The following is a 25,577-nucleotide window of genomic DNA, read 5'->3' as shown; positions in this document are numbered from 1 at the left end:
TCGGATCGCCGCAAACCCTTTTCAATTTCAGTCGCGATCATCCGCATAGCCGAGGGCGATTACGAAACGGCGCCATCGGATGGGGACATGACGGGAAAGCCGAAACCCAGTGCGGGCCGATAGAAACTCGGGCCCGCCGGGATCGACGTTGATCCTGGTGTCAGTTCAGATCCGATTTATCATCGCCCGACAGATGACGCTGCAAATAGCTCGCACGCCGGATGTTTCGGTCCGATGAGGTCAACACGCGACCATGCAGTTTCTGCAGGTGAGCCGGTTGGGTGTGAATGAACAGCTTGTTCAGCGTTGCCGTTTGAACGTCGCTGATCAGCCCCAAGTTGACGCCCATGCGAACCTTGGACAGGTAGTGCATCGTTTCTTCGCTGCTGATCTTTTTGGCCGTGCTCAGGATCCCCAGGGCGCGGCTGACATCGTCGTGCAGGTCTTGCTGGCCTTGATGCACCAGAAAATCGCGAGCCTTGCGTTCGTATTCGATGATTCGCGGCACCACTTCGACGCCGATCAGTTTCAGCAAATCTTCTTCGCTGTGCCCCAGCGTGACCTGGTTGCTGACCTGGTAAAAATCACCGGTGTACTGGGACCCTTCGCCGTACAGCCCGCGAACGGTGACATTGATCCGCTGCATGCTGCGGAACACCTTTTCGATTTCACCGGTGATGACCAACCCCGGCAGGTGAAGCATCACACTGACCCGTAATCCGGTTCCCACATTGGTCGGACACGCGGTCAGATAGCCAAATTGGGGATGAAACGCGTACAGGATCTTGGCTTCCAGCTGGTCGTCCAGATCGTTGATTCGGTTCCATGCCGAATCCAAATCCAAACCACTGTGCATCACTTGAATCCGCAAATGATCTTCTTCGTTGATCATCACGCTGGATCTTTCCGACGGATCGATGGCCACGGCACGGGAACCATCGGCATCGGCGATTTCACGGCTGATCAACTGTCGTTCGACCATCAATTGACGATCAATTTCCGACAGTTGGTCCAAATCGATGTAGCAGATTTCGTCCCAGCCACGCAGCGATTCCATTTTGCTGCGGACGGTGCGTTCGATGCTCAAGCGGTCTTCATCGCTGCAGCGGCGGATGAAGGGAAAATCGGCCAGGTTGCGTGCCAATCGGATCCGAGTGCTGATGACGATGTCGGATTCCGGGCCGGTGCCACGGAGCCATTCGCCACTGCGGTGCGCGAGATCACTGACGTCAGTTTGCAGCTTCACGAGGGTCCTTGCGTGCTGTTTTCGGTAGGTTCGTCACCGGCGTCTTCCTGATTCTCAGCAGCAGGACCGGACGCATCGCCCGGGTCTTCGATGACGGCGGGTTCCATTTCTTTCAACCGGTCGCGGATCTGCGAAGCCAATTCGTAATCTTCACGTTCGACCGCTTCTTCCATGTCGCGCCGCAATTGGATCATTTCCGCTTGGGCGTCGGCCGTCGCCGCGGCGCGTCGGGGCCGTTTGCCGGTGTGTTCGGTGGCGTCGTGGATGTTGATCAGCAACGGCTTCAAATCGGCTTCGAAGTGCACGTAATCATAGGGGCATCCCAGACGCCCCGAGTTGCGGAATTCGAAAAAGCTGATTCCGCAAACCGGGCACTCTTTTTGATCCAGCTGTTCGATTTCTTCCTTGGTTTGACCCAAGTGCAGCTGCTTCGCAATCACACCGGCCAGCGATGCGGTCGGGCTGGCAGATTCTTTCTGCAAAAACTGCTTGGCGTGCAGTTCACACAGGTGCATCACCTGCGGACCGTCGTCACCGGTCAATTCGGTGATATGGAACGTCGCCGGTTTTTCACAGTAATGGCATTTCATGACGCGTGCTTCCCCCCCGCAAGCCGGCGAAATCAAAACGTGGGGCGAAACCCTTGTTCAGGCGTCTCGCCAAATTCGGGTCAACACCTCGCCGACCGCGCCACAGACGGGCCGGTAATCGATCCGAGACCACCCACAGGCAGTCATTTGTGGATTCTATCGAGGCCATAAACACTGTCAACGTAAGTCCTTTTGACGGATCGGTTCCGCCGCACCGGATGGCGAATTCGCCGGGCAGACCGCTTGCACGTCCTTCATCGGCGTCCACACTTGCCGGTATCCGCGCGAAGGCCGACGGCGAAAATTTTTCGATTCGTTGTCGAACCCCCGGCGGCGTTGAAGATTCTTGCCTGGTAGGAACTCAAGCCACCGACGGGATTTCCTTGGATCGTGGAGCCCCGATTCGCCGATCCCCGTTTCGCCGATCCCCGTTTCGCCGATTCCGGTCCGCTAGATCGAGGGAGCCGGCGCCACCGACGACGACCACCACCGCAAGCCCATGCACCAGCCCAACTTTGATGATTTTCGTTCGCTGGCCCAGCGGCACGACTTCGTGCCGGTTTATCGGCGAGTTCTCAGTGATACGCTGACTCCGGTGACCGCGTTCAAATTGCTGGACGACGGCGGTCCGGCCTGTCTGTTCGAATCGGTGGTCGGCGGCGAAAAAGTCGGACGCTACAGTTTTCTGGCCACACAATCGATGCGTCGTTTTACCGCGACAGGAAATCAAGTTCTGGTCATCGCAGACGATCAAACGGTCCAATCGTTTCAGTCCGATGATCCCCTGGATAGCTTTCGAAAGTATTTTCAGTTCACCGTCGCCGACCCCGAGGGCTTGCCCCCATTCATCGGCGGCGCGATCGGGTACGCGGGATACGATGTGGTGCGTTATGCGGAAAAGTTGCCCAACGCGCCCCAGGATGATCGGCAACTGCCCGATTTCGATTTCGAGTTCTATCACACCCTGTGCGTCTTTGATCACGTCGACAAGACGATTCTGGTCGTCCATCTGGTCGATTGTCGCGATGTGAAAGACGACGGAGATTCGGTGGGCGGAAACGACGTTTTCCAGCAGGCCTATGACGAAGGCAAACGCCAAGTGGATGACGTCGTCGGGCGGCTGTCACAACCGCACAGCTTTCCCGTTCAAAGCGTTGCGGTGGTCGACGACACGCAGCCGCACCTGGAAGTTCGAAGCAACTTCACCAAAGAAGAGTTTTGTCAGGGCGTTCGCAAGTGCGTCGAATACATTCGTGCCGGTGACATCTTTCAAGTCGTCCCCAGCCAACGCTTGTCCGTCAAATCCGACATCGATCCGCTGGAGATCTATCGTTCACTGCGAGTGGTCAATCCCAGCCCGTTCATGTTCTTTGTTCGGTCGCGTCAATGCACGTTGGTCGGATGTTCCCCGGAAATCATGTGCCGTGTGGATCATCGTCGCCTGACCGTTCGCCCGCTGGCCGGGACACGGCGCCGCGGCAAGAACGATGCGGAAGACAAAGCACTGGAACGAGAATTATTGGCCGATCCCAAAGAACGTGCCGAACACGTGATGCTGGTTGACTTGGGGCGAAACGATGTCGGCCGGGTGGCCAAATTCGGCACCGTCGATCTGACCGAAGTCATGGTGATCGAACGCTATAGCCATGTCATGCACATCAGCAGCGAAGTCCAAGGCCAACTGCGCGACGATGTTGATGCCTTTGACGCGCTCAAAGCCTGCCTGCCTGCCGGTACGGTGTCAGGCGCACCGAAAGTTCGCGCGATGCAAATCATCGACGAAATCGAACCGCATCGCCGCGGCCCATACGGCGGCGCGGTCGGCTATATCGACTATCGCGGCAATATGGACACCTGTTTGGCGCTGCGGACCATGGTCGTTCAGGACGGAACGATCTATGTTCAGGCCGGTTGTGGCGTCGTGGCCGACAGTGATCCCGATGCCGAGTACGAGGAAACGCTGAATAAGGCGAAGGCCATGATCGCGGGGATCGAAATGGCCGTACGCCGATGCCGACCCTAGCGTTTCGGCATCGGCAGATAGAGCAGAACAGTGGTCGATATCAGTCTTCGTTTCGGTCGTCGTCTTTCCAGTCGTCATCGTTGTCCCGGTCACGACGGTCGTCCCTATCCCGTTCGTCCTCGCTACGGTCTTGGGACGAGCTAACTTCTTCTTCTTGGCTTTCAACCTCCTCACGTTCGAATTCTTCGTCGTCCTCGAATCGATCATTCAGGTCGTCAAGGATTTCTTCCATCTCGCGTCGCAGCTTCATCACCTGCTCCCGTGCCTCCTCGGCTGATTCCCGTGCACTATCACGCGCATGTGATTTGGCTTGTTGAGTGATTCGTTCGGTCAGCTTGCGGGCGATGTCGCCGAAATCTTGTCCGTCGCGAAACACTTTGACGTCCACATCAAACTCGCGGCCCGTTTCCCGGTCGAAACGACGAACGGTGGTCGGAAAAGAGAATCCGTTGGGCCGCCAGTTTGGATTGTCACGACGGGATGCACCGAGCGGAAGTCCGGTGTCGCCCGCATTCGCGGTGACGTTGGGCATCGGTCCCATCTCCCAATTCAATGGGCTGGGCTGGCCCAGGAGATCCGCGACGCGACGGTTGATAATCTCCTCGCGTAATCGATGACGCTGTTCCATGTGTTCTTGAACGATTTCCAATTGCCGCCGCATCTGTTCGATTTCTTTTTCACGCGTTTGCATTTGCTGTGCAAAAGCTCGTTCGGTGACCTCCATCAGCTCGCGACGAATTCGTTCTTTGCCCTCTTCATCGTGCTCTCGTCGAAAAGCGTTGGCTAGTTCGCGGGCTTCCTGATCCAATCGACGAAGTACATCGGATTGTGGGAACACAGGCCCGACGTGGTGAACGTCTCGTCGAACGATCTTCCCTGGTCCCTGCGGTGCATCACCAAAAGTTAGGGCAAATGGCTGCAGACGTTGGTCCGAACGCGGGCGCCGCTGGTTGTCTTGTTGGTGACGACGCTCGGGTGCATCGGGTTGTGTCGAAGAGGGACGATCCCGGCGACGGTCGGTGTCGTTTCTGGACGCGTCCGATCGCTGAGCCATCACGTACGCGGCAGGCAACGCCGCAATGGCGACAACGACGAAGGCCCAAGTCGTCACGGTCGATCTTTTTAGGTCGCGCATCATTGCTTTCTCCGGTATCGGGGATCAAGGGAGGTTGGGGTGTGTTTCAAGTTGTTTCAGGCGCGAAAGCCGTTCACGCAGTTGGGATAGGACAGGCTCCAGTCCGTCGTCCCAAGCGGTCACGTCCGTCGGCATCGATCGAAGTGCTGGTGATGCGGCGATCGGAGTCTGAGACGACGCGTCGATCGCACTGCCAGGTGGTGCACCCGATGGGGCCGCCCGTCTTGTCGGATCGATCGCAAACGGTGGGATCTCTCGGCCACGAGCGTCGGCCGGGCCGAACGAATCGGCCGGCGGCGACGGACGAGGCGGATCAATTGTCGCCGGCGGGCTGGTGGAAGGTTGAATCTTCGGGACGTCGATGGACGATTCGCGATCGGTGGGGGGCAATGAAGTGGAATCCATCGTTGGCCAATCCACGGTCGACAGCATCATCAATAGCAACAGTGCGATCGGGATCACCAAACGTGCGGCAGACGCCCCTGGCCGGAATCGCCCCGCATCGCATAGTTCGACCGGCAGCGGATGATCGTGCGGGGCCGAACGATGTGAAAGGCATTGCCGTAGCAGCGCCGCGGTTTGCTCGGCCGATTGCAGACGCCGTTTGGGGTTCTTGGCCAGCATCTGCTGCACCAATCGATCCAACCAGGTTGGAATCGATGGACGGATCGCAGCGATCGGACGTGGCGTGTCTTCTTGGATTTGGTTCAGCACCCGCAGACTGGAGTCCCCGCGAAACGGGGGGCGGCCCGTCAGCATGGCGTAAAAAACACTGCCCAAGCTGAAAACGTCACTCCGTGCGTCAACTGGCAATCCCCGGGCCTGTTCCGGTGACATGTATTGGGGCGTGCCGGCAATGGTACCACTGCAGGTTTGGCCTGCGTCGTCGAGCGCCTGGGCCAAACCGAAATCCGTCAGCATGGCGCGGTCTTGGCCGTGATCCAACAAGATGTTCGCCGGTTTGATGTCGCGATGGACCAGTCCCTGGCGATGGGCAGCCGCCAAGCCTTCGGCAATCTGTAGACCGACCCGCAGGCATTCGTCGATTTCCAACGGACCATGGGCATCGATGCGGTCTTGGAGGGATCCACCGGGAATGAAGGCCATCACCAGGTATGGCGGATCGTGGTCCGCGTCGACGGCATGGATCGGAACAACCGACGCATGGTTGACGGCAGCGGCCGCTCGAGCCTCACGGCTAAAACGCTGACGTGCCGGCCCGTTGGCGGCCAAATGTGGATGCAGGACCTTCACGGCCACCGGGCGTGAAAGACGCGGGTCAATCGCTTTCAACACAAAGCCCATGCCTCCCCACCCGATCAAACTGTCGACTTCGTATCCGTCCAGTTGTCCCAGGCTGTCCGGGCAATCCGACGGAGCAAGGTGCGGCAAAAAACGCCGGATCTGGTCTTCCGGGGAAACCGACTCGGTTCGCCAAGGATGGACCGTTGACTGCAACGCACCATCGGACAGGTAACGCCGAGTCTGGATCCAAACGGCATCATCGGCCGCCAAGGATTGCAATCGAATCTGGCAAGATTGACAGGTTTCCAGATGCTTGGTGATCTCGGATTCTCGATCCGGGGCCAAGGTTTGATCCAACAGGTCGGACAGCCATGCCGTTGGACAATGTTCGGGCAATCGAATCATCTCTCATGGCTCCGGTGCAGTGTGTTGTTCAACAAGCTGGCGGATCCGGGCGACAATGCGGCATCGCGCCACATGCACCTGCGACCTTGACAAATTTAAATCGTGTGCGACCAAGTCGATCGGTTCGCCTTGGACGCTGGTCCGCCAAAAAGCCTGCCAATTCACCGGGCTGAATCGGGGCCGCAGGGTCTCGGTGGCCCAACAGAAGATTTGGCGACGATGTTCATCATCAAACTTGCGCCGGATGATCTCGTCCGGTGGATCACCGCTGCACATCAGCTGGTCCCACTGGATGGCGGTCGCGTCGTCGCTGACCACTCGTTGACGCGAAGCCTGTTTCAGTTGATTGATCGTTTGGTTGCGAGTCACTGTTCGCAACCAGGCCCGAAAGCAGCCAGGCCGGCCGCCGTGTTCGAACTGTCCGATCGAACGGCTGACCGCCAAACAGACCGACTGGACGACCTCTCGTGCATCGGCATCTTGCAATCCACAGGTGGTCGCCAGCCGATAGATCAACGGCTCGTAGATGTCATAAAACTCCGACCACGCCAGCTGGTCATCGCGGTCTTTCAGACGGACCAGCAGGCTGTGGCGGGTTTCGGGCGACTCGGTCATCGACACGGGCATGGGGTCCGGCGGTTGGCGATCCGATTCGGCGGTCCGTTCCGCCTACGATCATAGAACAACCCGAACCGGTTCGTCTTGCGCCCTTGGGACCAAAAAAACACAAAAAAAGGGCGGCCCGGATGTCTCCGGGCCGCCCTGACGCTGTTTTTGAATGTGAAACGTTCGGCTTTGACGCTTTATCGAAGTCGACTTTCGATTTGATTCCAAATGCTATCGGCAAAGCGATCGGTTTTTTCAGCAATCTTGTTGGTGATTTCCGCGATCGACTCATCGGCTTTTCGCATCAGCTCGTTGGCTTCGTTCTGGTGCGTGGCCAGCCACTGGTTCAGGCCCTGCGTTTGTTTCAGGTATTCGGCGTCCACCTTTTGGGTCAGCTCTTTCTTGCTCTCGGCGACTTGCAACGAAATCGCATCCCGTACGGCACGATTCAGAACATTGCTGAGGTTGGAACTGACGTCGAAGGCAAGGTCGTTCCAAGTCCCGGTGAAGTTCGCGTCGACTTCGATGCGGTCGACTTCCGAAAGACTTTGACGCATGGACGATACCAGCGCCGTTTCGGCCGCCGACGGGTCGACGTCCAAGCCGACGTTGACGCCCAACTGTTTGCTGACCACACGACCGGTCAGTTGCCCGGCATCGTCGCTGATCTGAACCCACAGTTCGCGATCGCCACCTGTCACGGTCAGTCGGACGTCGTCACCGCTGCCCATCTCGATCGGCTTTGCTCGGGCACTGGGCCAATGAACGGTCAACATGTCCAGGTCGTTGCCGCCGCGACGATCGCGGACGATTTCGACGTTGACCAGTTCGGGGCCGTCCAATTGCAATCGAGCTTTGGTCGGTTCATCCAACAGTTGGGGATCGGGGGTGATGTTCGTAACCACACCCGTCATTTCATACGAGTTGCCGTCCGCACGCATCAGCCCGCTGACTTCGCACTGGCGGACCAGTGTCACCGGTGGCGGGTTGTCGCCACGAAGGTCAAAGTACTGGCCACGCGATCGTTCCGATTCGGGGGCAAGGACGGTGTAGTCGGCGATGGTCTTGCCGCCTTCGAAGTAGTCGCGAACGGTTTGGATTTCCTGACGAATCGAATTGGCGATCAAATCGATGCCGAAGTTTTTCGATTCCGACAGATTGCCGGGGACGTAGGAATCGATCAACTCCATGTCCATTTGTTTGGCTTGCTGGAGCGCGGTCCAGTCCGTTCGCACACGTGACGGCATGCTGTCGATCTGGTCACGGACTTGAACCAGTTCTTCACGCACATTCATGGCCTGTTCCAACAGTCGCGGCAGTTCTGACGTGTCACGCAGTTTGTTGTACAGTTCGTCGCCGGACATCAGGTCGCGGGCCTTGTCGCGGATCGACCGAATTTGGCCTTCCAAGTTTTCGGCGCGTACCATCAGAGCGTTGTAATCGGATTGCCATTGATCGCGGATTTGTTCGCCACGACGAATGGTTTCCAAGTCGCCCGTGAAGTCGTCCGCAAATTGTTGGGTCTTGCCGGTCAAGCCTGACAGCAACTGACCCATCATCGACGGACTGTCGTCAACGGTTTCCGGTTCCACTTGGTCAAAGTGTCCGCTGGTTTGGCGGGCCTCGCCGATCGTGATTCCCGTGATGCGGCCACTGCTGGCCACAAACCGGCGGTGCAGCAACGCGTTGCCGTCAATCACCAAGTCGATCGTGTCCGCACGAAAAGCGTCACGCATGGATTTGTCGCTTCGCGGGTCGGCGATGCGGACGTCTTGATAACGAACGCGGGGCGGAAACATGCCGATCTGGGCGTGGTCGATTTCGACCTTTGCACCCGTGACCGTTTCCAGGCCGCGTACGGTGACATACTTCGCGACCGGTCCCAGACCCCATCGGATTAGGAATAGAATCAGTACGACGATGAACAGTCGCGTGAAGACGAATTGCCAGCGGATCATGCTACGTCCTTTTGCTGAGAGTCACGCAATTGGCGAAGCAAAAAGTTCAACGCTTCGTCCATCTCGTCTTTGGATGTGCGGGGGCCGGCGGACGCGTCATTCGCGGCGTCGGCATCGTTTTCGGCCATGCGGATCACGTCGATCCGAGTTTCGACCGACGCGGCGGCCGGCTGGTCATCGAACGTACGTGCCGATGCCGTGTGTGCGGCGTCAATTCGCTGCCCGGTCGATGCGGCGGGGCTCGTGACGTTGCGAACGTCCGACGGACGAGCCGTGGTCGTGCGTTCATGCGGCTTGCCGACGTGGCCATGGGGCTGGTCAACAGTGACGTCACTGCGCCGTCGTGATGTGGCGGCCTTTTCTTGTCCTTGCTCGTCCTGCACGTGCAGACGCTGAATCAATTGGAAGATTGGATAGGTCGCCAAGAAGATCGGCACCAGTAAAACCAGGCCGATCAGCAGACTGCCCAAGACCACCGTGTTGTTCAGGTCGGTCCATGGGACCAGCGGCATTGCCCAGGCGTTGACCGCCGCGTCATGAAAACGCGGTTGGTTCAGCAGGAACTGGCCAATCGTGTCGCTAACCGGATCCAAACGTGGTGCAAAGATTGCTGTCAGAATCGCCGTCAACGCTGCCATTGCATGGTTCAGCCTTAACGACAAAACCAGCACCAGCACGGCGATCGCCAGCAGGTTGCCATGGGGTATCACGCCCAACAAAAATCCGAACGCAACGGCCCAAGCCAACTGGGACGGGTGTTGTCGACCCGCGAAGGCTTTCCGCACGTTATTTATGAGCTTGATCGTCCATAAGATCATCGGGTGCGTCTCCATCCGCACGAGTCACCGACGGTCGCGAAGGCAAAACGCGCAGTTCGCCCCTACCGCTCGGGTGTGTTCCAATGCCGTTATCGGTATCCTGCCGTCCAAACTTTCGGCACAGCTGATAAATTCTACCTTGTCGCTTTAGTCCGACGTCAATCTGATTCGGCGTCGAAGGGGGCTGCGATCGCGTGCGGTCGATTCCGGACGTTCGGTGGAAACCAGTGACGACCACATGAAACGTTCGCGTGAAACCGCTGGTGACCAAACGTGTCACGCGTTCCCGCGACAATCCAAATTCCGAAGCCATTCGGTGTGATTGTCGTACGCGTCGCCCGTCCGGTGATGCCGCACGGCTGATTCGTCGGAAAAGCCCGCCGAATTTACCGTGTTGGATAACCATTTTCTGCTACCAAACTCCAGTCCACTTATTGCCATGCCGGTGAAAGCAAACAGGAAGTTTCTCGATTGGTCCAAGCCACTGTTGCACAGCGTGGTCGATGCGTTGGCTGCGGACTTCCCCGTCCGCGAATCGCCTGAGGGCTCCGCAGGGAAAAAATGCTGGCCGTTGTCGTCCTTATTGGTGGTCGTTCCGACAGCTCGTGGGAAAGTTTTGCTGGGCGATCGACTGAAGCATGTGGCGACGCAGCGAAAGGTCACCCTGCACTGGCCAAAGATAGTGACGACCGGTGAATTGCCCGAATACCTGTATCGCGGCAACGGCGAAGCAGCGTTGCCGATCGAACAGACCTTTGCCTGGGCACGTGTGCTGCAAGAAGCTCGCATCCGCAGTGAACAAGATCCGGATGATCGTCTGGATGCATTGATGCCGACACCGCCACCGGCCGAACCGTTGACGCAATGGTTAGAAATTGCCGCGATGATTCGCCGAACCCACGAAGCACTGGCGGCACAGTCGATTCGGTTTGATGAATGTTTGAATCATTGTGTCGGTCCGCGTGAAACCCTAACCTGGCGACTGCTGAATCGTTTGTATCCGCGTTACGTTCGCACCCTGGCGGATGCCGGATTGATCGATCCGCATCACGAACGATTGCAAGCCATGGAATCCGGCAATGCCGTCTGTGATCGGACCGTCGTGCTGGTCGGAACAACGGATTTGAATCAGGGGTCGCTGCGGCTACTTGCCGACTGTGATTGCGAAGTCTACGCCTACATCGCGGCCCCGGAAAAACAGTCTGATCACTTCGATGAATTCGGACGTGTCGCACCGGAACGTTGGAAATCGTATGCGTTTGAACTTGATGACGCGTGCTGGATCAACGCTGATGATGTGCACGACCAGGCAGCGGCAGTGGCCGAAAGCTATGTCGCTTTGAAATCCGATGCTTCGGTTGAACGCCTGACATTGGGGGTGACGGATGAATCGCACGTGGTCCCGATCGAGAATCAAATGCGTTCGATCGACGTGACCACCTATCGTCACTTGGGATGGAATCTGGCGCAGACCGCCATTGGTCGTCTGCTTCGTCAAGTCGGCGCCTTGGTGGCGACACCGACGTGGGACAACTTGGCCACGTTGGTCCGTCACGCCGACGCATTCCGTCGGTTTGGGAAGGTGACTTCCCTGGCGCAGTTGGACGCCTATCTGTCGGAACATTTCCCAGTCCGAATCGACGATCCGCCCGTCGATGAGGCGTTGCCGAAGTTTGCCGACGTGATCAAGGCGAAGGACGCCATTGTCGACTGGATCAAGCCGCTCAGCGGTGGTTCGCCCCAAACGCTTTCCGTTTGGTGCGGCGTCGTTGCTGATTGGTTGCGTCAAACTTACGAAGTCGAACCGTTGGAAGGTCCGCCGGATGTGGAACCGACCGATAGCGATCCTGTCATTCCGTTTCGGTCCAGTTTGGCTGAACGAACGCGGTCTGAACTTGCGTTGGCAAAGACGTTGGATCTTTTGGATCGCCTGGCCAATCTGAATGACCGCTTGGACGTTGTAGTTGATTCGGCGGAAGGCTTGGAATTGATCGTCCAACGCATCTTTGAACTCAGGGTCGTTCAGGACAATGATCCAAACGCGGTCCCCGTGCTGGGATGGTTGGATTTGCCGATGGATGACGCACCGTCGATGATCATCACGGCGATGAATCATCCGTTTGTTCCTGAACCCGTGTCGGCCGATCCGTTGTTGCCACTGACACTGCGAAGCCGATTGACGACCGAAGGGAACGATCGGCGTTATGCCCGTGACGTTCACGCCTTGGTTCTGTTGTCCAATTGCCGACCCGAAATTCGGCTGGTGGTCGGCGAAAAGTCTGCCGATGGAAGCCCGACACCTCCGACTCGGTTAATGGCGGCGGCTGAACCGGATCGTGTGGCGGCACGCTTGCGGAATCTACTTGTGCCCGCGAATCGCAAAGAACGAATCGCCAATCGGTGGGATGGTGGGGCAAGTAAGACTCGTCTTCCCGTTCCCGATCTGGGCGAAATCCAGCCGGTCAACGTGATCAGTGTCACGGCGTTCAAGGAATATCTGACGTGTCCGTATCGGTTCTATTTGCGACGTGTGCTGAAGCTTAGCCCATTGGACGATCGTGCCGATGAAATGGCGGCCAACCAATTCGGAAATCTCATTCACGACACCTTGGAAGCCTTTGGCAAATCCGATGTCGCCAATTCGGACGATCGTAAGGTGATCCAAGATACCCTGTTGGACCATTTAAGCGATCTGGCCAGGAAACGGTATGGCGATCACTGCAACGCAGCGGTTCGCATGCAAATCATGCAGGCCCAGATGCGTTTGCGTCACGTCGCCAAAGCACAGGCCGAACGTCGGGCGGATGGATGGAAAATTGAACATGTCGAAAAACCCGTGGACGAAAAAACCGGCGGCCAAATCATCGTCGATCGAAAACCAATGGGTGTTCGCGGCCGCTTTGATCGTATTGACAGACACGAATCAACAGGGGCATGGGCCGTGTTGGACTACAAGACGCATGGTGACAAGCCGAATGATCGACATTTGAAGCAAAAGAATGGTCAAACCGTTTGGGCGGACCTCCAACTGCCGCTGTATCGATTGATGCTGCCGGCGCTGGAGATACACGACGACCCCAAAACGGTTCAGTTGGGGTATTTCAATATTAGTGATAAAGAAAACGAAACCACGATCAATATCGCGGACTTTTCGGAGGAGTTGATGCAGCAGGCGATCCACAAGATTCATGAAATCGTTCGTGCCATTCGACTTGGCCATTTTGAGCCAACGGATGATCCCGTTCCCTTTGACGATTACCCGATGATCCTGCAAACCGGTGTGGCGTCGCAAATGTTGGGCCGCGAGCAAAGCGAAGTTGAGGAGGCGGTGCAATGAGTGCCGTCGCCGAAGATCGAAAAGCCATTCTGCAGCTGAAACCGACCGTGGTACGTGCATCCGCTGGCACCGGCAAAACGTATCAGTTGACCGCTCGATTTTTACGAATCCTATTGCAAGGGGTTCCGCCCGAATCTGTTCTGGCGACCACGTTCACGCGGAAAGCCGCCGGGGAAATTCTGGCGCGTGTTTTGGAAGCTTTGGCAAAAGCGGCGGATGAGAAGGATCCGGAATCGCTGAACGGCTTGCGCGCTCAGGTCGACCTACCCACCCTGCCCCGCGCTCAATGCAGCCGTTTGGCCCGAGACCTGGTGTTTGACATTCACCGCTTGAAAGTGTCGACGCTTGATAGCTTGTTTTCCACTCTCGCCCGCAGTTTGCCATTCGAATTGGGACTTCCCGCCGGATGGAATTTGACCGATGAAATCGAAGAACGATGGTTGGTCGAATCTGCTGTCAACGATCTGGTGGCTTCGGCTGATTTGACGGAATTGCGTTCGCTGCTGGCGATGTTGTCCAAAGGACGAGTTGTACGCAGCGTGTCCAATGAAATTCAGCGTGTGGTGACCGATGCATATGCCATTCAGCGTCGATGCGACCCGGAAGTCTGGAGTGCCGTGCGGGTTCCGCGCATGCCGGGGACGCAAAATGTGGAATCGATGCTCACGGATTTTCGTGCCGCCGATGTGCCACAGAAAAGCTTGGTCAAGTGTTTGAACAAAGCCGCCGATGCGGCCGAGCAATCCCAATGGGACGAGCTGGCCGAAGAAACTCTTTTGAACAACATCGTCAAAGCAAGACGCAGTCGCACAGAAGTCAAATTCGGCCGGTCAAAGTTTCCTGATCAATTGAATCCCAGTTTTGATGTTCTGCTGGAAAGCGTCCGCAGCCATGTCCTGGCATTGCTGGACGCGCAGAATCGTGCGACCGGAACATTGGTGGAAACCTTTGATCAGCGGATTCAGCAGATGAAGGCCGCCCGCCGCAGGTTCAGCTTTGACGACGTGGCCGTTCGGCTGGCTGATTATTTCGGGCAGTTCGATTCCGACCGGCATGATGCGATTGGAAACGATCGGTTGGATGCGCCGATCGATCACTTGCTGTTGGATGAATTTCAAGACACTTCGCCGATCCAGTGGGCCGTGCTGCGTCCCTTTGCGATTCATGCCACATCGGCCGAATCGTCCGACGACGATGAAACACGCACCGCCCGATCCTTTTTTTGTGTCGGTGATACCAAGCAGGCCATCTATGGCTTTCGCGGCGGCGTCGCGGAGATCTTCGATTCGGTGACCGACGACTTGGACGGCGTCCGCACGGTCGAACAAAACGAAAGCTACCGCAGCAGCCCGGTGGTGTTGGACTTCGTCACCGACGTGTTTAAAAACTTGAAAGCGTCACCGCCTTCGGGGGCTCAGCGTGACTGGGATTCCGATGCGTTTCAGGCTGATGCCGTGCGACGCTTTCGCGAAGCTTTCCCGCCGCATGTTTCGGCAAAGCCGAATTTGAAAGGACACGTCGCGATCTGGGCCGGTGACACTCCCGAATCCGCTGATGCGAATCCGAAAAAGGCCCAGTGGAAGGAAGCTTGCTTTGACGCAGCGGCCCGCGTCGTTACCGACCTTCATCTCGGATCTCCGGATCGCACGATTGGTGTTCTGACCCGGTCACGTCGGGCGGCAGCGGAGATGATGTGGCGTTTGGACGGTCGCGGATTGACCGTCAGCCAGGAGGGTGGCCACCCGCTGACCGATTCAGCGGCCGTCGAATTGGTGTTGTCCGCTTTGATGATGGTGGAGCATCCCGGCGACGGACGTTGGCAGTTCCATTTGATGCATTCACCACTGGGGGATGCTTTGTGCGATGGCGTTGCCGATGATCAAGCGATTGAACGGATCGAGAATCGGATCCGTCAAAGCTGGACCGATGGCGGATTGGCTGAAACGGTTTTCTGGTTATGTGATCAGCTTCTGGATCGATGCGACGCTTCGGATGCCCTGCGTTTGAAACAGTTGACCCAACTGGCCGCGTCTCAAGCTTGGGTGGAAACCGGTCGATTGAGCGACTTTGTCAGATTGGTTCGCGAAAAAGGTGTCGAACGCCCCCAGGCCGCCAACGTCCGGGTGATGACCGTGCACGCAAGCAAAGGGTTGGAGTTTGACGCCGTCGTGCTGCCGGATCTGGATGAACCGTTGACCCGTCGGCAAGGCGGATGCATCGCCGATGCCCCGTCGGTGACCGAACCCGCCACCGGTTTGACACGTTATGTCAGCAAGAAGCGTCGGCACTTCCTGTCACAGCGTTGGCAGGCGGCATTCGGACGCTGTGAAGCCGGGGACATGACCGAAGCGTTGTGTCTGTTGTACGTTGCCATGACGCGGGCCCGGCAATCGCTGCAGTTGGTCGTTCAACCAAAGGAAAAACGCAAAAGCGGTTCCGCGAAAACGGCCGCGGGTCTGATTCTGGATGCGTTGGAACTGGGGGATGTCCCTGCGTCACCGGAACAACCGGTTTTCGAAGTGGGAAATCATCAATGGTGGCTTTGATCGACGGATTCGGTTGCCGTTTCGGCGTCAGCGTGTTCCGCTTCCGTCGCGACTCGTTCCAGCGTCACGCCGTCACCCGTATCTGGAATCAGCCGGAAAACGCGATCGGCGAACCGTACGAAGTGTCGAACGTCGTGATGGCTAATCATCAACACCTGAAAGCCAAGTGCACGGCCCGCTTCTTGAACGATCCGCACCAAACGCGGCACCAAATCCGGATGTAGCCAGCAGTCTTGTTCATCCAAAACCAAAAACTTACGGTGCTTGGACTCGTCCAGCATGGTGATGGCAAAAAGCCGCAATCCGACTGAAAGAATGTTGGCAACCGAACCGCCCTGCCCTCGGATAATGTCTTCGTCAAATCCGTCACGTTGGACGACGAATTCAACGCTGGCCGCGTCACGTTTGAGTGTCGACGTCGCTTTGAAAACGATGGGCTGATCAAGAACCTCTTGCAGGGCTTTGGTCAGCGTCGTTTCGATGACACGCAGCTGTCGATGAAAGACATCTTGGCTTAATTTGTCCAACGCATCGGTCACCGCATCAGCGATTTTCAGAAAGCCGTCCGCTTTTTCGATTTCCGCAGACAGCGACCGTTTCTGACGCAGCAGTTCTTCGCGTTTGCCGGAAAGCTTGTTTAGACGACGGCGCAATTGATCCGACGATACGGAAGCGTCACCGATCGGGATTGAGGCCGCTGATTGTGTCGATGGCGTGATCGGATCATTCATTCCGTTGGTGTGCCCGATTGGTTGTCCTGTTCGACCTGTTTCAGTTGCCGGGCAATGTCGTCAAGCAAGGCCTGATACTCCTGACGATCTTTTTCATTCTGGGTCTGCATTTCGTCCAGCATCTTTTCCAGCTGTTTGATGTCGCTGGTGCCGAATTCCTTTTCCGCTTCCGCCTGCAGTTCCGCCAACTGACGATTGGCGGATTCCAACTCGGTGCCTGCTTTGATCCGCTGTTCGTTCAGCGTTTCAAATTCGGCACGCAGTTGTTCGATGCTTTTCGCTGTTTCACGACTCATCAAGGCTGTCCTGATCGGAATGTTGGGTGACTTCGCCGGCAAGTTTAAGGATTTCTTGTCCGACGTCGGGTGCAAAATCATCAAGGTTGTCGTTTAAGAATTGGATCAGGCCGGCACCGGTTTCCGTTTTGCGGGTGATCAATTCTTGTAAGTCCGCGATGAAACCGGAACCTTGGTCGTCGGTCGCCGATTCATCAGACTCAAGGGCTTCATGAAAAACGCTGTCGAAGGTTTCGTGCGGTACGGCAACCCACTGCAATTGCCAATCGTTACCCAAGTCATATTGATTGACCACCGGCCGTTGGAAATCAAGGTCAGAGCCTTTGCGTGTCAGGCAGACGACCGATGGAGTTCGTGAGCGCGTTGCATCACTGCGTGTTCGGCGTGCGATGTTCCCCGCCGTGATCCAGTGCGTGTCACCGGTTTGCACCGGAGGTAATGGGCGATGGATATGGCCATTGATGACGACATCGATACCTGAAAGCGGTTTGGGACGAATACGACCGGCGTCCTCGTATCCCGGGATCAGGATGTCGTGGTGTGTCATCCAAACAACCAGATCTTCGGACCGGCGTTCGTATCGCTTGGGCAACTTTTCACCCCACGATGTTCCCGACACCGCGACCTGTTTGCCGTCCACTTTGCCGATCCAGGGATGTTCTTCATTGATGCGTCGCAGCGTTCCGCTGTTGAACAGGATTTGAATGCTGTCGTTTTCGCTGATGCGGTTTTCGCGGACGTCGTGGTTGCCATGGATGGCTGGCAATGTCTGTGGAACGCTTTCGATGATTTGGCTGATCAGCCAGTTGGGATTGTCTTGGGGTAACTGGAAAAGGTCGCCCAACAGAAACGGTTGCAGTCGGTTCTGAACTGCGAACTCCAAACACCAGCTGAACTTTTGCAGGATCGTCGACGGGTAATCGTCCTTTCGAAAACCAGGCACTCGGGCTTCCAAGTGTGGGTCGCCGATGAACAGTAGGCCCCGAAACGCCGCCGGTACAGTGTTTGAAACTTCGGTGGATGACAGCATCGTGCGGTGATTCAAAGGGACTGGTCGGGTTGTTGATGCAACTGTGGCATGGTGGACATCAAATCATTGACATCGATTTGCTGTCCGCAAGTTTCGCATCGCGGGTGTTTCCGTACCCAAGATTCCAAACGTTTGACCGCTTCTTCTTTAAGCGATTGGGCCGCTTGAAGCCTGTCTTTTTGCGAGGCGACGGCGGCTTCGGCGGCAAGCAGACGCGATCGGGTTTGCGACAACAGCGATGCGTCCCCAGCGACGGGCACCGCATCCAAACGGTTCAACGCATCAACGATTCGGGTGAATCGTTGACGGTCGGTTTGCAATTGACCCAGGGCCGCAATCATTCGAACCAGCGGTTTGGTTTCGATGGTCACGGGCGGTGACACCAACGCAGCCAATGATTGGTGGACGTCGTTCAGGCGCACGCATCGCGTTTGTAGACGCTCCAGTTCAGCGACCACCGATTGACATCGTTGGGCCGGTCGCATGTCCGGCGGAGATTTAAGGCCGGAAAGAGAACGGTCCAGACGCTGACACTGTGAACGCCGTTGAGTGACCGAAAGAATGCCACGGATGCTCTGGCTGATCGGCTTGATGTCGCGAACCGTTGGTGGTTCGGTCAACGTGTGCAAAACCTTTCGGACCGCTTGTGCCAGGTGACGGGTGGATTCGGCACGTTGCATCCGCTGTAGTGTCAAACGCAGCGATTGGGCTCGGTTGAAGCTGCTGGCAAGCGTCTCGGCGCGATGGGGACTGTTATCCAGTCGTTGCAGGACGGATTGTTGGCTGATCAGTTCACGACAACGTTCATGTGTTCGGCCGAGTTGTTTCAATAACTGTTGTATTCGGTCGATTCGCTTTGCTTGGTCCTGAACGGCGTTGCCTTTTGCTTCCGCCGCATCCAAACGCTGTGACAGGTCATCCAACGGTTGATAGGCCGCCAAACGCTGATCCACCTGTGTAAGGTCCTTGGTCAGTCGCCTGTGTTCGGACTTTACATCGCGGTGTCGATTACGGTGCCGGTTCTGCATCGCCAACAGCAACGCGGCATCGGATGACGAAGCGAAGAAAGTGGCCGCACGGTTGCCCGATTCATTCAGCAGAAAGACGGGAGATTTCTGTTCGCCGAAGTGGATGTCGTATTCGACTTTTCCATTGTCTCCACTGACTTTTGCCAGCCGAAGTACATCGTGCAGTGATTCGGGCGTTGCTTGGCCGACGCGACCGATGTCTTCCCCGTTGATGGTGTAACTGACACCGGAACGCCGTCGCCAAGTGACGTTTTGGCCGTCATCGGTTTCAACGGTGACGCTGGATTCCTTCGCGCCGTGACGGGTGACATGAGTCGTCCGCCCGTTGCTGGCCAGCACCTGCAATGCCGCAACGATCGCCGATTTTCCGCAATTGTTCGGTCCGGTCAGCACGGTCAGACCATCGGCCAACTCGATTTCGGTCGACCGATGAGACATGAAATTCTTAAGCTTGATTTTTCGAATCATCCTTTGGTTTTACCCGATCGTTCGGGATCAATCATCGGCGTCTGCGGCGTCTTTGATGACAAACTTGGCACGCAAGCGAGCCACCTCCGTGGCCAAGCCCGCTTTGGAAACGCTACGCAACACTTCGTTGAAATCTTTGTAGACCGCTGGCGCCTCATCACGCGGATAACGACGGCAATTGGTCAAGATGTCGGCGTCATTGAATGACTGGTCAATCGATTCTTGGTTCAGCTCGCGAATCGCGCGTCGTCGTCCCAGCACGCGGCCTGCGCCGTGATTGACGCTGTAGCAGCTGTCTTTCGCACCGGTTGCGGCGACCATCACGCTGGATCCGGCCTGCGGATTGCCTGGCAAAAGAATGGGGTGACCTGTTTGGGCGAAAGGTGTCCGCGCCAACGCGGGGTGGCCGCCGGGAAACGCCCGGGTGGCACCTTTTCGGTGGACCCAACATGCCTGTTGGTTGACCGTTTCTTGCCGCGCGATGTTGTGACTGATGAAGTACACCAAGTGACCACGCGTGCCGGGAATGATCTCTTGAAACGCTTCCAAGACCAACGCGTTGATCAACAAGTGATTGACGGTTGCGAAATTGGCACCCAGTGCCATGTCATCCAGGTAACGATCGGCTTCGACGCTGCCCAGCGGGGCGTAAACCAGTTGTTTATCGCTGCCCGGATACGGAATGCCCCACTGGTCAAATTTTTGTTCCAAGACCTGGAACTGATGCGAAGCCAAGCGATGTCCGATCCCGCGGGACCCGCAGTGCGATAGGAACGCCACGTGGCCATCGATCAACCCAAAGACCTTGGCGGTCGCTTTGGCATCTTCATCGTCCGCAATCTGGACGACCTCGCATTCACCGAAATGGTTTCCGCCGCCATAGGAACCAAGTTGCTGGACTTTGTCGCGGAACTTTTTGAATCCGCGTTGTTGTCGAAGTTCGTACAAACGCGACTTTAACGCATCGATTGTTCCATCGTGTCCGCGGTGGTAAGCGTCTTCGCATCGGTCGGGCCAGTCGATCGGAATCCCCAGTCGCGACAACACGTCGGGCGATGCGCCCTCGGTCATTGCCGCACTGCCGATCTTTTCGTCGATTCGTCGGGCTTTGGGAACGTCACGCGAACCTTTGCCCATGCCGGTGGGAATGCGGCGACACACGGCATCGATCAATGCCCGGCGAGTTGATTTGTCTTGAACTGCATCCGCGGGCAGGTCAGTTTGCAACAGGCTCATCGAACACTTGATGTCGAAACCGACGGGCCCGGGATAGACGTGGGTGGGCGACGCCAGCACGCATCCGATGGGTGCACCGTACCCACAGTGTGCGTCTGGATTAAGCACCAGTTCGGTTACGCCCGGGGCGCAGCGGGAGTTGATCGCCTGCTGTAGGCATAGGTCGTCGAACGTGTTGCGGATCGCTTCGGTACCGAACACCTTGACCGGTGAATGATGGTCGCCGGCCGGCAAGATTGCGGTTGCCTCGCCGGTGGGAATCATGGTGGTTGTCATGGCTGGTCCGGGCAGGAGTGCGACAAGTTGGTGGTCCCGATTCACGGAATGGGGATCCGGATTTTAGCCAACAGAGGCGATCGGACCGATTTAGGTTCGCGGTTGGTCAGGACGCTGGATCGACGATACGCCAATGAAGCGGTTCGCGTTGAATGCTTGTCGCCGTAGTTTCCCATTTCGCGGTGCGTGCTTTAAACAACGACCGGCCACACCCGCAGACGATGGCGTGGCGTTACGATTCGCCCCATCGAGGCACTGAACGAACCACAGGGCACCGAGTGGGAATTGGGTGCGGCCGGATGACGATGGTTTGCACCGGAGCGGTGTACGCGAGCGAGTTTCCGGATCAGGTGTCGTCCGGTTCGCTTTCCTGCGTCGGTGGCACCGAGGATTCGGGTAATTTTTGAATCTTGGGGCGACGACGACGGCGGGTCTTTTCAGGCACCATTCCCCGCATCGCTTCCATCTTGCCGAAGCACAGCAAGCGATCATTGGGCTCCAACGTCCGCTTCAATCGTGGATTGGGAATCACGGTGGTTCCCCGATAAAGCGTTAGCACGTTGATGTCCAACTCGGGCAAGCCGGAACTGTCGATGGACTTTCCGACCAATTCACTGCCTTCGCGTATGAGGATTTCCGTGACCCCGTATCCACGGCTGACCGTCAGACGTTGCCGCAGATCCAGTTCGGGAAAGTCAACTTGGGCCGCCATGTATTCGATGATGGCACCGGCAATGTCCAGCTGAGTACAAGTTTCGATGCCCTCCAATCCGGGGGACGAATTCACTTCCATCACCTGAGGACCATCGGCACCTTCAAGCATGTCAACGCCGGCGACACGCAGCCCCATGATTTGGGCACATCGCACGGCGGTTTCGGCATAGTCGGCAGGCAGTTCGACCATTTCCGTCGTGCCGCCGCGATGCACGTTGCTGCGAAACTCGTTGCCTTGGGCTTTGCGTCGCATCGCGGCCACCACGCGGTCGCCGATCACGAATGCACGGATATCGCGACCACGGCTTTCACCGATGAATTGTTGCACCAAAACGTTCTGTTGGGTGCTCTGCAAGGTTTCGATGATCGCCTCGGCGACTTTGACGGATTCGGCCAGGATCACGCCGACGCCTTGGGTGCCTTCCAGCAACTTGATGATCACCGGTGCGCCGCCGACCCGATCAATTGCCGGCAGGATGTCCTTTCGATCGCGAACGAAGGTCGTTTGCGGAATGCCGATTTGATGTCGGCTAAGGATTTGAAGGCTGCGCAGCTTGTCGCGTGAATTGACGATCCCGGTGGACGTATTGGCGGTGAACACGTCCATCTGTTCGAACTGGCGAACCACCGCGGTTCCAAAGTAAGTGATCGAAGCGCCGATTCGCGGCAACACGGCGTCATAGTCGCTGAGCGGTTTGCTGCGATAGTACAGGTCGGGATCACCCTGTTGCAGATCGATCGCGAATTTCAACGTGTTCAAGACGCGTGTCTTGTAACCCCGTTGCTGGGATGCTTCCAAGAGTCGCCGGGTGCTGTAACAGTTGGGACTGCATGACAGGATGGCCAGTTTCATCAGTATCCGAAGGGTGGGCGTCGTGTGATTGCCAAAGGACGGCGATAGAACAGAGCAGTTTTGATGTCCTTGGTGTCGGCTGGTGGAGCCGGAACGAAGGTGGTGCGGAGCCGCAAGAACGGACCTAGCTGGATGGGCGTCGCGTGGACGGGCCCTTGGCGGTGCTACGGCGCAATCGCCCGCCTAAAAACGATTGGTTTGAATCCACCAGAAATCTGCCACGTAAGGCTTCGCGTCCGACCAGCATGCGGAAACCCATCGCGTCACGATTGGCAAGTGTTAGGTCGACCGGAAACTCTTCGCCCATCAGCCTCAGCGCCGTACGGATCACGATTCGCTCGCTGGCTTCGCCATTGCTACTGCGAATCATTCGGTGTTCCAAGATGGGTGCGGTGGCAACGATCGGTTGGGAATCCCGATGTTGATGCGGGTGAATCGCAAACCGGACGAACTCCTTGCCTTGTTCGCGAAACGTTTCCAAATCAAACGCGTGGAGCGCACTGCTGCGTGCTCCCGTGTCGATCTTGACCTTGATTCGTGGAACGTTCAGCTGCGGAAGACTGGCCCATTCACGCCACCCACAAACAAAAAGAGGCGTGGTGGGGGCGGGGCCTGGCGTGGGAGGCTGGCCGGAGGAATCGGTCGTCATGGCACGCGGGCTCCTGGCGTGTTGAACAGGCGAAACCCATCATCGTGAAATCGGCGATATTGATGGGGCAGCCTCAAGGGAGACAGGCCGAATGGATGGCAAACGGGTGGGACGACCTTCGATCCGATAAGGCGGTCCGGGGGCGACACTTTGGTTACCGAACAAGTTCGGCATCGCCATGGGCAAACTGCCGGGGCGAACCAGCACCATTGTCGGAAACCGTCACCGAAAATGCCACCAGGCTAACGCTGATGCGTATCCAAAAAAGGACCACGCCAACTGGGGCCCAGCACGGAATCATCGGGCGTAATGCCCGCTTCGACGTGCCCGCGGTGATTCACCCAAGGGTCATCGACCACGGTTTCGAACGATCCCACGGTCACAAACCGGACGTGGCCGTCTTCATACAACACGTTCAGCCCGCGACCACCGTGTCCCCACAATTCCGTCGGCCCGCCATTGCCCCAACGCCCGGCCAGCGGAGCGTCGGACATGATGGCAAACCCGGCACGATGCTCGTAACGCGGTGGACGCAGATGGCCGCCATCACGGACCCCCAAGATGTAGGCGTAGTTCCCGCCGGTGATCTGCTGCAAGCGACGCAACCGATCGACTGATGCAGCGTGCAAATCGTCCAAGCTGGGGATGTCTTGCAGAAAAGACGCCATTGATGCGACGGGGATGGTTGACGCCTCGGGTGAAATACCAACACCCTGCACGACCTGTGACGATGCGTCTGTGATGTCCAGATCCGGCTTCAGCATCGGTAGATCGAACGATGGACACCAACGCACCGAACCGTCATCCAACAGACCGGCTTCGTTCAATCGGACCGCAAAGACACCCGCATGTGCTTCCGGGCCGGTTTCGTGAACGGCGGGCAAGCGATTTTGTTCCTGTCGCGATACGAATTGCGTGATCGCCATGCCCAACGATCGCAGTTGATTCTGACAGGCAACCTTGCGGGCTTCGAATCGACCGTTGGCGACCGCCGGCAGCAACAGTGCAAGCACGACCGCCGCCGACATGGATGCCGCGAACCAATCTTGCCACCGCCAACCGCCGCTGGCGATTCGGTCTTCAGTGGGGCTTAGACGAACCGTTCCGGCTTTGTTGGGGCTTCCCACTTCGTCGCCCAGGCCCGGGGTTGCCGCATCGGCAAACAGCCTTGCGGCGAGCGGCGAATCGGTTGATTCCGCTTGCTGATCAGCCGTGCCCATCGGTGGCAGGCCTTCCAAAGTTCGGGCGACCAAGTCAATCGGCGGAGGTTCGACGGCGTCGAATCCGTCTTCCAGCGGACGCAGCGACGCTTCGATCCGTCGCAATTCGTCCCGCATTTCTGGGTCGGACCGTAGCATCCGCTCGACCCGATCCATTTCATCGGGGTCAAGGGCACCAAGCAGATATCCAAGAAGGTCTTCGCTCATAACAGTCAGCCGCTGGGATCCGAGAACTCGCCGTCCTCAAGCACCTATCATCGAAAACGCCTTGAGAAAACCGGCAATCGAGGACTCATATCCTCATCCCAATGAACCACTACGCGCCGCCCAGTGGCATAGTTCATTCAGCAGCGAATTCCTGCCGATTCCGTACCGTTGGGAATCCTGGATTCGGAATCCTTGGGGCACCGGGCGTTCGCCGTTGGCTGTACCGCCGGACGACGCCATGACCGGGACGCCCCGACTTGGCTATTCCGCTGCTTCCAGCGACTGTTCGTGCGACTCGTTCCAGATCAAGCCCAGGCGGTTGACCGCGGCGTGAATTCGGCTTTTCACGGTGCCGACAGGAATGCCCAGAATTTCGGCCGCTTCACGGTATTTCAGCCCCTGGTAGTACACCAGTTGAATGACCTGTTGCATCGGCGTCCCGAGCGACTGCACCGCTTCGTGAACCCAACGGCCATTCTCTTCACGCGATGCCGCGGCCAGCGGATCCGTCAGTCCGCCGACTAGTTTTTCCGACCAAGTTCCCGGTCGGCTGTCATCATCATCACCGATGGGGCGGTCCAAGCTGACCATCCGATGTCGCTTGTTTCGCCGCTGGACGTCGATCGCCTGGTTCGTCGCGATGGCGTACAACCAAGGCCGAAAGCGACGGGACGAGTCGAACTGTTCGCATTTCAGGTGTACCTGCAAGAAAGTGCCCTGGAACGCGTCCTCGGCCATTTCAGCATTCCCGATGTAGCGACGCAGGTAGCTGTAGATCTCCCGCTCGTAGCGGCGGATCAGCGTTTCAAACAGCGTGCGATCACCGGTCTGGCGGTAACGTGCGATCAGAGCCTCATCGGAGACTCGGTCATCGGCCAAATTGTGGGCGGATTCGTCGGTCATGGTGGGGTTCTTGACACTTCGGCAGGGAAAACGGTTCGGATATCTTCGGTGTCCGGA

At 57.3% G+C, this 25,577-nt stretch carries 19 protein-coding genes; 3 read left to right on the top strand and 16 right to left on the bottom strand.

Features of this window, described 5'->3' with window-relative positions; translation table 11 throughout:
• Positions 1 to 160: 160 nt before the first annotated feature.
• Entirely contained in the window at positions 161 to 1,246 is a 1,086-nt protein-coding gene (locus Mal65_RS21360) for a protein arginine kinase (protein WP_145302356.1), read from the bottom strand.
• Positions 1,243 to 1,836: a UvrB/UvrC motif-containing protein gene (locus Mal65_RS21355; RefSeq protein WP_145302353.1), complete on the bottom strand. Its 594-nt coding sequence runs from the start codon at positions 1,834 to 1,836 to the stop codon at positions 1,243 to 1,245. The genes Mal65_RS21360 and Mal65_RS21355 overlap by 4 nt, the downstream gene beginning before the upstream one ends.
• Before the next feature lie 499 nt (positions 1,837 to 2,335).
• Here Mal65_RS21355 and trpE point away from each other — a divergent pair, with 499 nt between their 5' ends.
• Entirely contained in the window at positions 2,336 to 3,859 is a 1,524-nt protein-coding gene (gene trpE, locus Mal65_RS21350) for an anthranilate synthase component I (RefSeq protein ID WP_145302350.1), read from the top strand.
• 40 nt (positions 3,860 to 3,899) lie between these two features.
• Here trpE and Mal65_RS21345 read toward each other — a convergent pair whose 3' ends face one another.
• The 5 genes from Mal65_RS21345 to Mal65_RS21325 form a co-directional block, all read right to left on the bottom strand.
• Complete coding sequence (locus Mal65_RS21345; protein ID WP_165701442.1) at positions 3,900 to 4,997, bottom strand: hypothetical protein; 1,098 nt, start codon at positions 4,995 to 4,997, stop codon at positions 3,900 to 3,902.
• A gap of 21 nt (positions 4,998 to 5,018) precedes the next feature.
• Positions 5,019 to 6,644, bottom strand: a complete 1,626-nt coding sequence (locus tag Mal65_RS21340; RefSeq protein WP_145305104.1) for a serine/threonine-protein kinase — start codon at positions 6,642 to 6,644, stop codon at positions 5,019 to 5,021.
• Positions 6,645 to 6,647: 3 nt separating this feature from the next.
• Positions 6,648 to 7,259 carry an RNA polymerase sigma factor gene (locus Mal65_RS21335; protein WP_165701441.1) on the bottom strand — a complete coding sequence of 204 codons (612 nt, stop codon included), beginning with the start codon at positions 7,257 to 7,259 and terminating at the stop codon, positions 6,648 to 6,650.
• Between the two features lie 188 nt (positions 7,260 to 7,447).
• Entirely contained in the window at positions 7,448 to 9,208 is a 1,761-nt protein-coding gene (locus tag Mal65_RS21330; RefSeq protein ID WP_145302342.1) for a TIGR03545 family protein, read from the bottom strand.
• A complete protein-coding gene (locus Mal65_RS21325; protein ID WP_145302339.1) occupies positions 9,205 to 10,026 on the bottom strand; it encodes a TIGR03546 family protein in 822 nt (273 codons plus the stop codon). Before Mal65_RS21325 ends, Mal65_RS21330 begins: the two co-directional genes overlap by 4 nt.
• A gap of 445 nt (positions 10,027 to 10,471) precedes the next feature.
• On the opposite strand from Mal65_RS21325, the gene Mal65_RS21320 reads away from it, so the two are divergent.
• Positions 10,472 to 13,363: a PD-(D/E)XK nuclease family protein gene (locus Mal65_RS21320; protein ID WP_165701440.1), complete on the top strand. Its 2,892-nt coding sequence runs from the start codon at positions 10,472 to 10,474 to the stop codon at positions 13,361 to 13,363.
• Complete coding sequence (locus tag Mal65_RS21315) at positions 13,360 to 15,909, top strand: UvrD-helicase domain-containing protein (RefSeq protein ID WP_145302333.1); 2,550 nt, start codon at positions 13,360 to 13,362, stop codon at positions 15,907 to 15,909. Before Mal65_RS21320 ends, Mal65_RS21315 begins: the two co-directional genes overlap by 4 nt.
• Here Mal65_RS21315 and Mal65_RS21310 read toward each other — a convergent pair.
• From Mal65_RS21310 to Mal65_RS21270, 9 genes are all read right to left on the bottom strand, one after another.
• Positions 15,894 to 16,640 carry an AAA family ATPase gene (locus tag Mal65_RS21310; protein ID WP_196784354.1) on the bottom strand — a complete coding sequence of 249 codons (747 nt, stop codon included), beginning with the start codon at positions 16,638 to 16,640 and terminating at the stop codon, positions 15,894 to 15,896. The genes Mal65_RS21315 and Mal65_RS21310 overlap by 16 nt on opposite strands.
• Positions 16,637 to 16,936, bottom strand: a complete 300-nt coding sequence (locus Mal65_RS21305; RefSeq protein ID WP_145302331.1) for a hypothetical protein — start codon at positions 16,934 to 16,936, stop codon at positions 16,637 to 16,639. Before Mal65_RS21305 ends, Mal65_RS21310 begins: the two co-directional genes overlap by 4 nt.
• Entirely contained in the window at positions 16,926 to 17,966 is a 1,041-nt protein-coding gene (locus tag Mal65_RS21300) for a metallophosphoesterase (RefSeq protein WP_145302328.1), read from the bottom strand. The genes Mal65_RS21305 and Mal65_RS21300 overlap by 11 nt, the downstream gene beginning before the upstream one ends.
• Before the next feature lie 11 nt (positions 17,967 to 17,977).
• Positions 17,978 to 19,462, bottom strand: a complete 1,485-nt coding sequence (locus tag Mal65_RS21295; protein ID WP_145302325.1) for an AAA family ATPase — start codon at positions 19,460 to 19,462, stop codon at positions 17,978 to 17,980.
• Between the two features lie 27 nt (positions 19,463 to 19,489).
• Positions 19,490 to 20,974, bottom strand: coding sequence for an RtcB family protein (locus Mal65_RS21290; protein WP_196784353.1), 1,485 nt, complete (start codon positions 20,972 to 20,974; stop codon positions 19,490 to 19,492).
• Positions 20,975 to 21,320: 346 nt separating this feature from the next.
• Positions 21,321 to 22,541 (bottom strand): RimK family alpha-L-glutamate ligase, encoded by a 1,221-nt coding sequence (locus Mal65_RS21285; RefSeq protein ID WP_145302322.1) that lies wholly within the window; start codon positions 22,539 to 22,541, stop codon positions 21,321 to 21,323.
• 124 nt (positions 22,542 to 22,665) lie between these two features.
• On the bottom strand, positions 22,666 to 23,190 hold the full coding sequence (locus tag Mal65_RS21280) for an ATP-dependent zinc protease family protein (RefSeq protein ID WP_145302319.1): 525 nt from the start codon (positions 23,188 to 23,190) through the stop codon (positions 22,666 to 22,668).
• A 242-nt stretch (positions 23,191 to 23,432) separates the two neighbouring features.
• The gene (locus Mal65_RS21275; RefSeq protein ID WP_165701439.1) at positions 23,433 to 24,617 is read right to left on the bottom strand and encodes a hypothetical protein; all 1,185 of its coding nucleotides are present in this window, start codon (positions 24,615 to 24,617) and stop codon (positions 23,433 to 23,435) included.
• 261 nt (positions 24,618 to 24,878) lie between these two features.
• Positions 24,879 to 25,520 (bottom strand): RNA polymerase sigma factor, encoded by a 642-nt coding sequence (locus Mal65_RS21270; RefSeq protein ID WP_145302313.1) that lies wholly within the window; start codon positions 25,518 to 25,520, stop codon positions 24,879 to 24,881.
• Between the last annotated feature and the right edge of the window lie 57 nt (positions 25,521 to 25,577).

It is taken from the genome of Crateriforma conspicua (assembly GCF_007752935.1).
In the GTDB taxonomy this organism is placed as follows: Bacteria; Planctomycetota; Planctomycetia; order Pirellulales; family Pirellulaceae; genus Crateriforma; species Crateriforma conspicua.
Note: the sequence above shows the minus strand (reverse complement) of the source record. Positions and strands in the feature narration are given on the sequence as shown.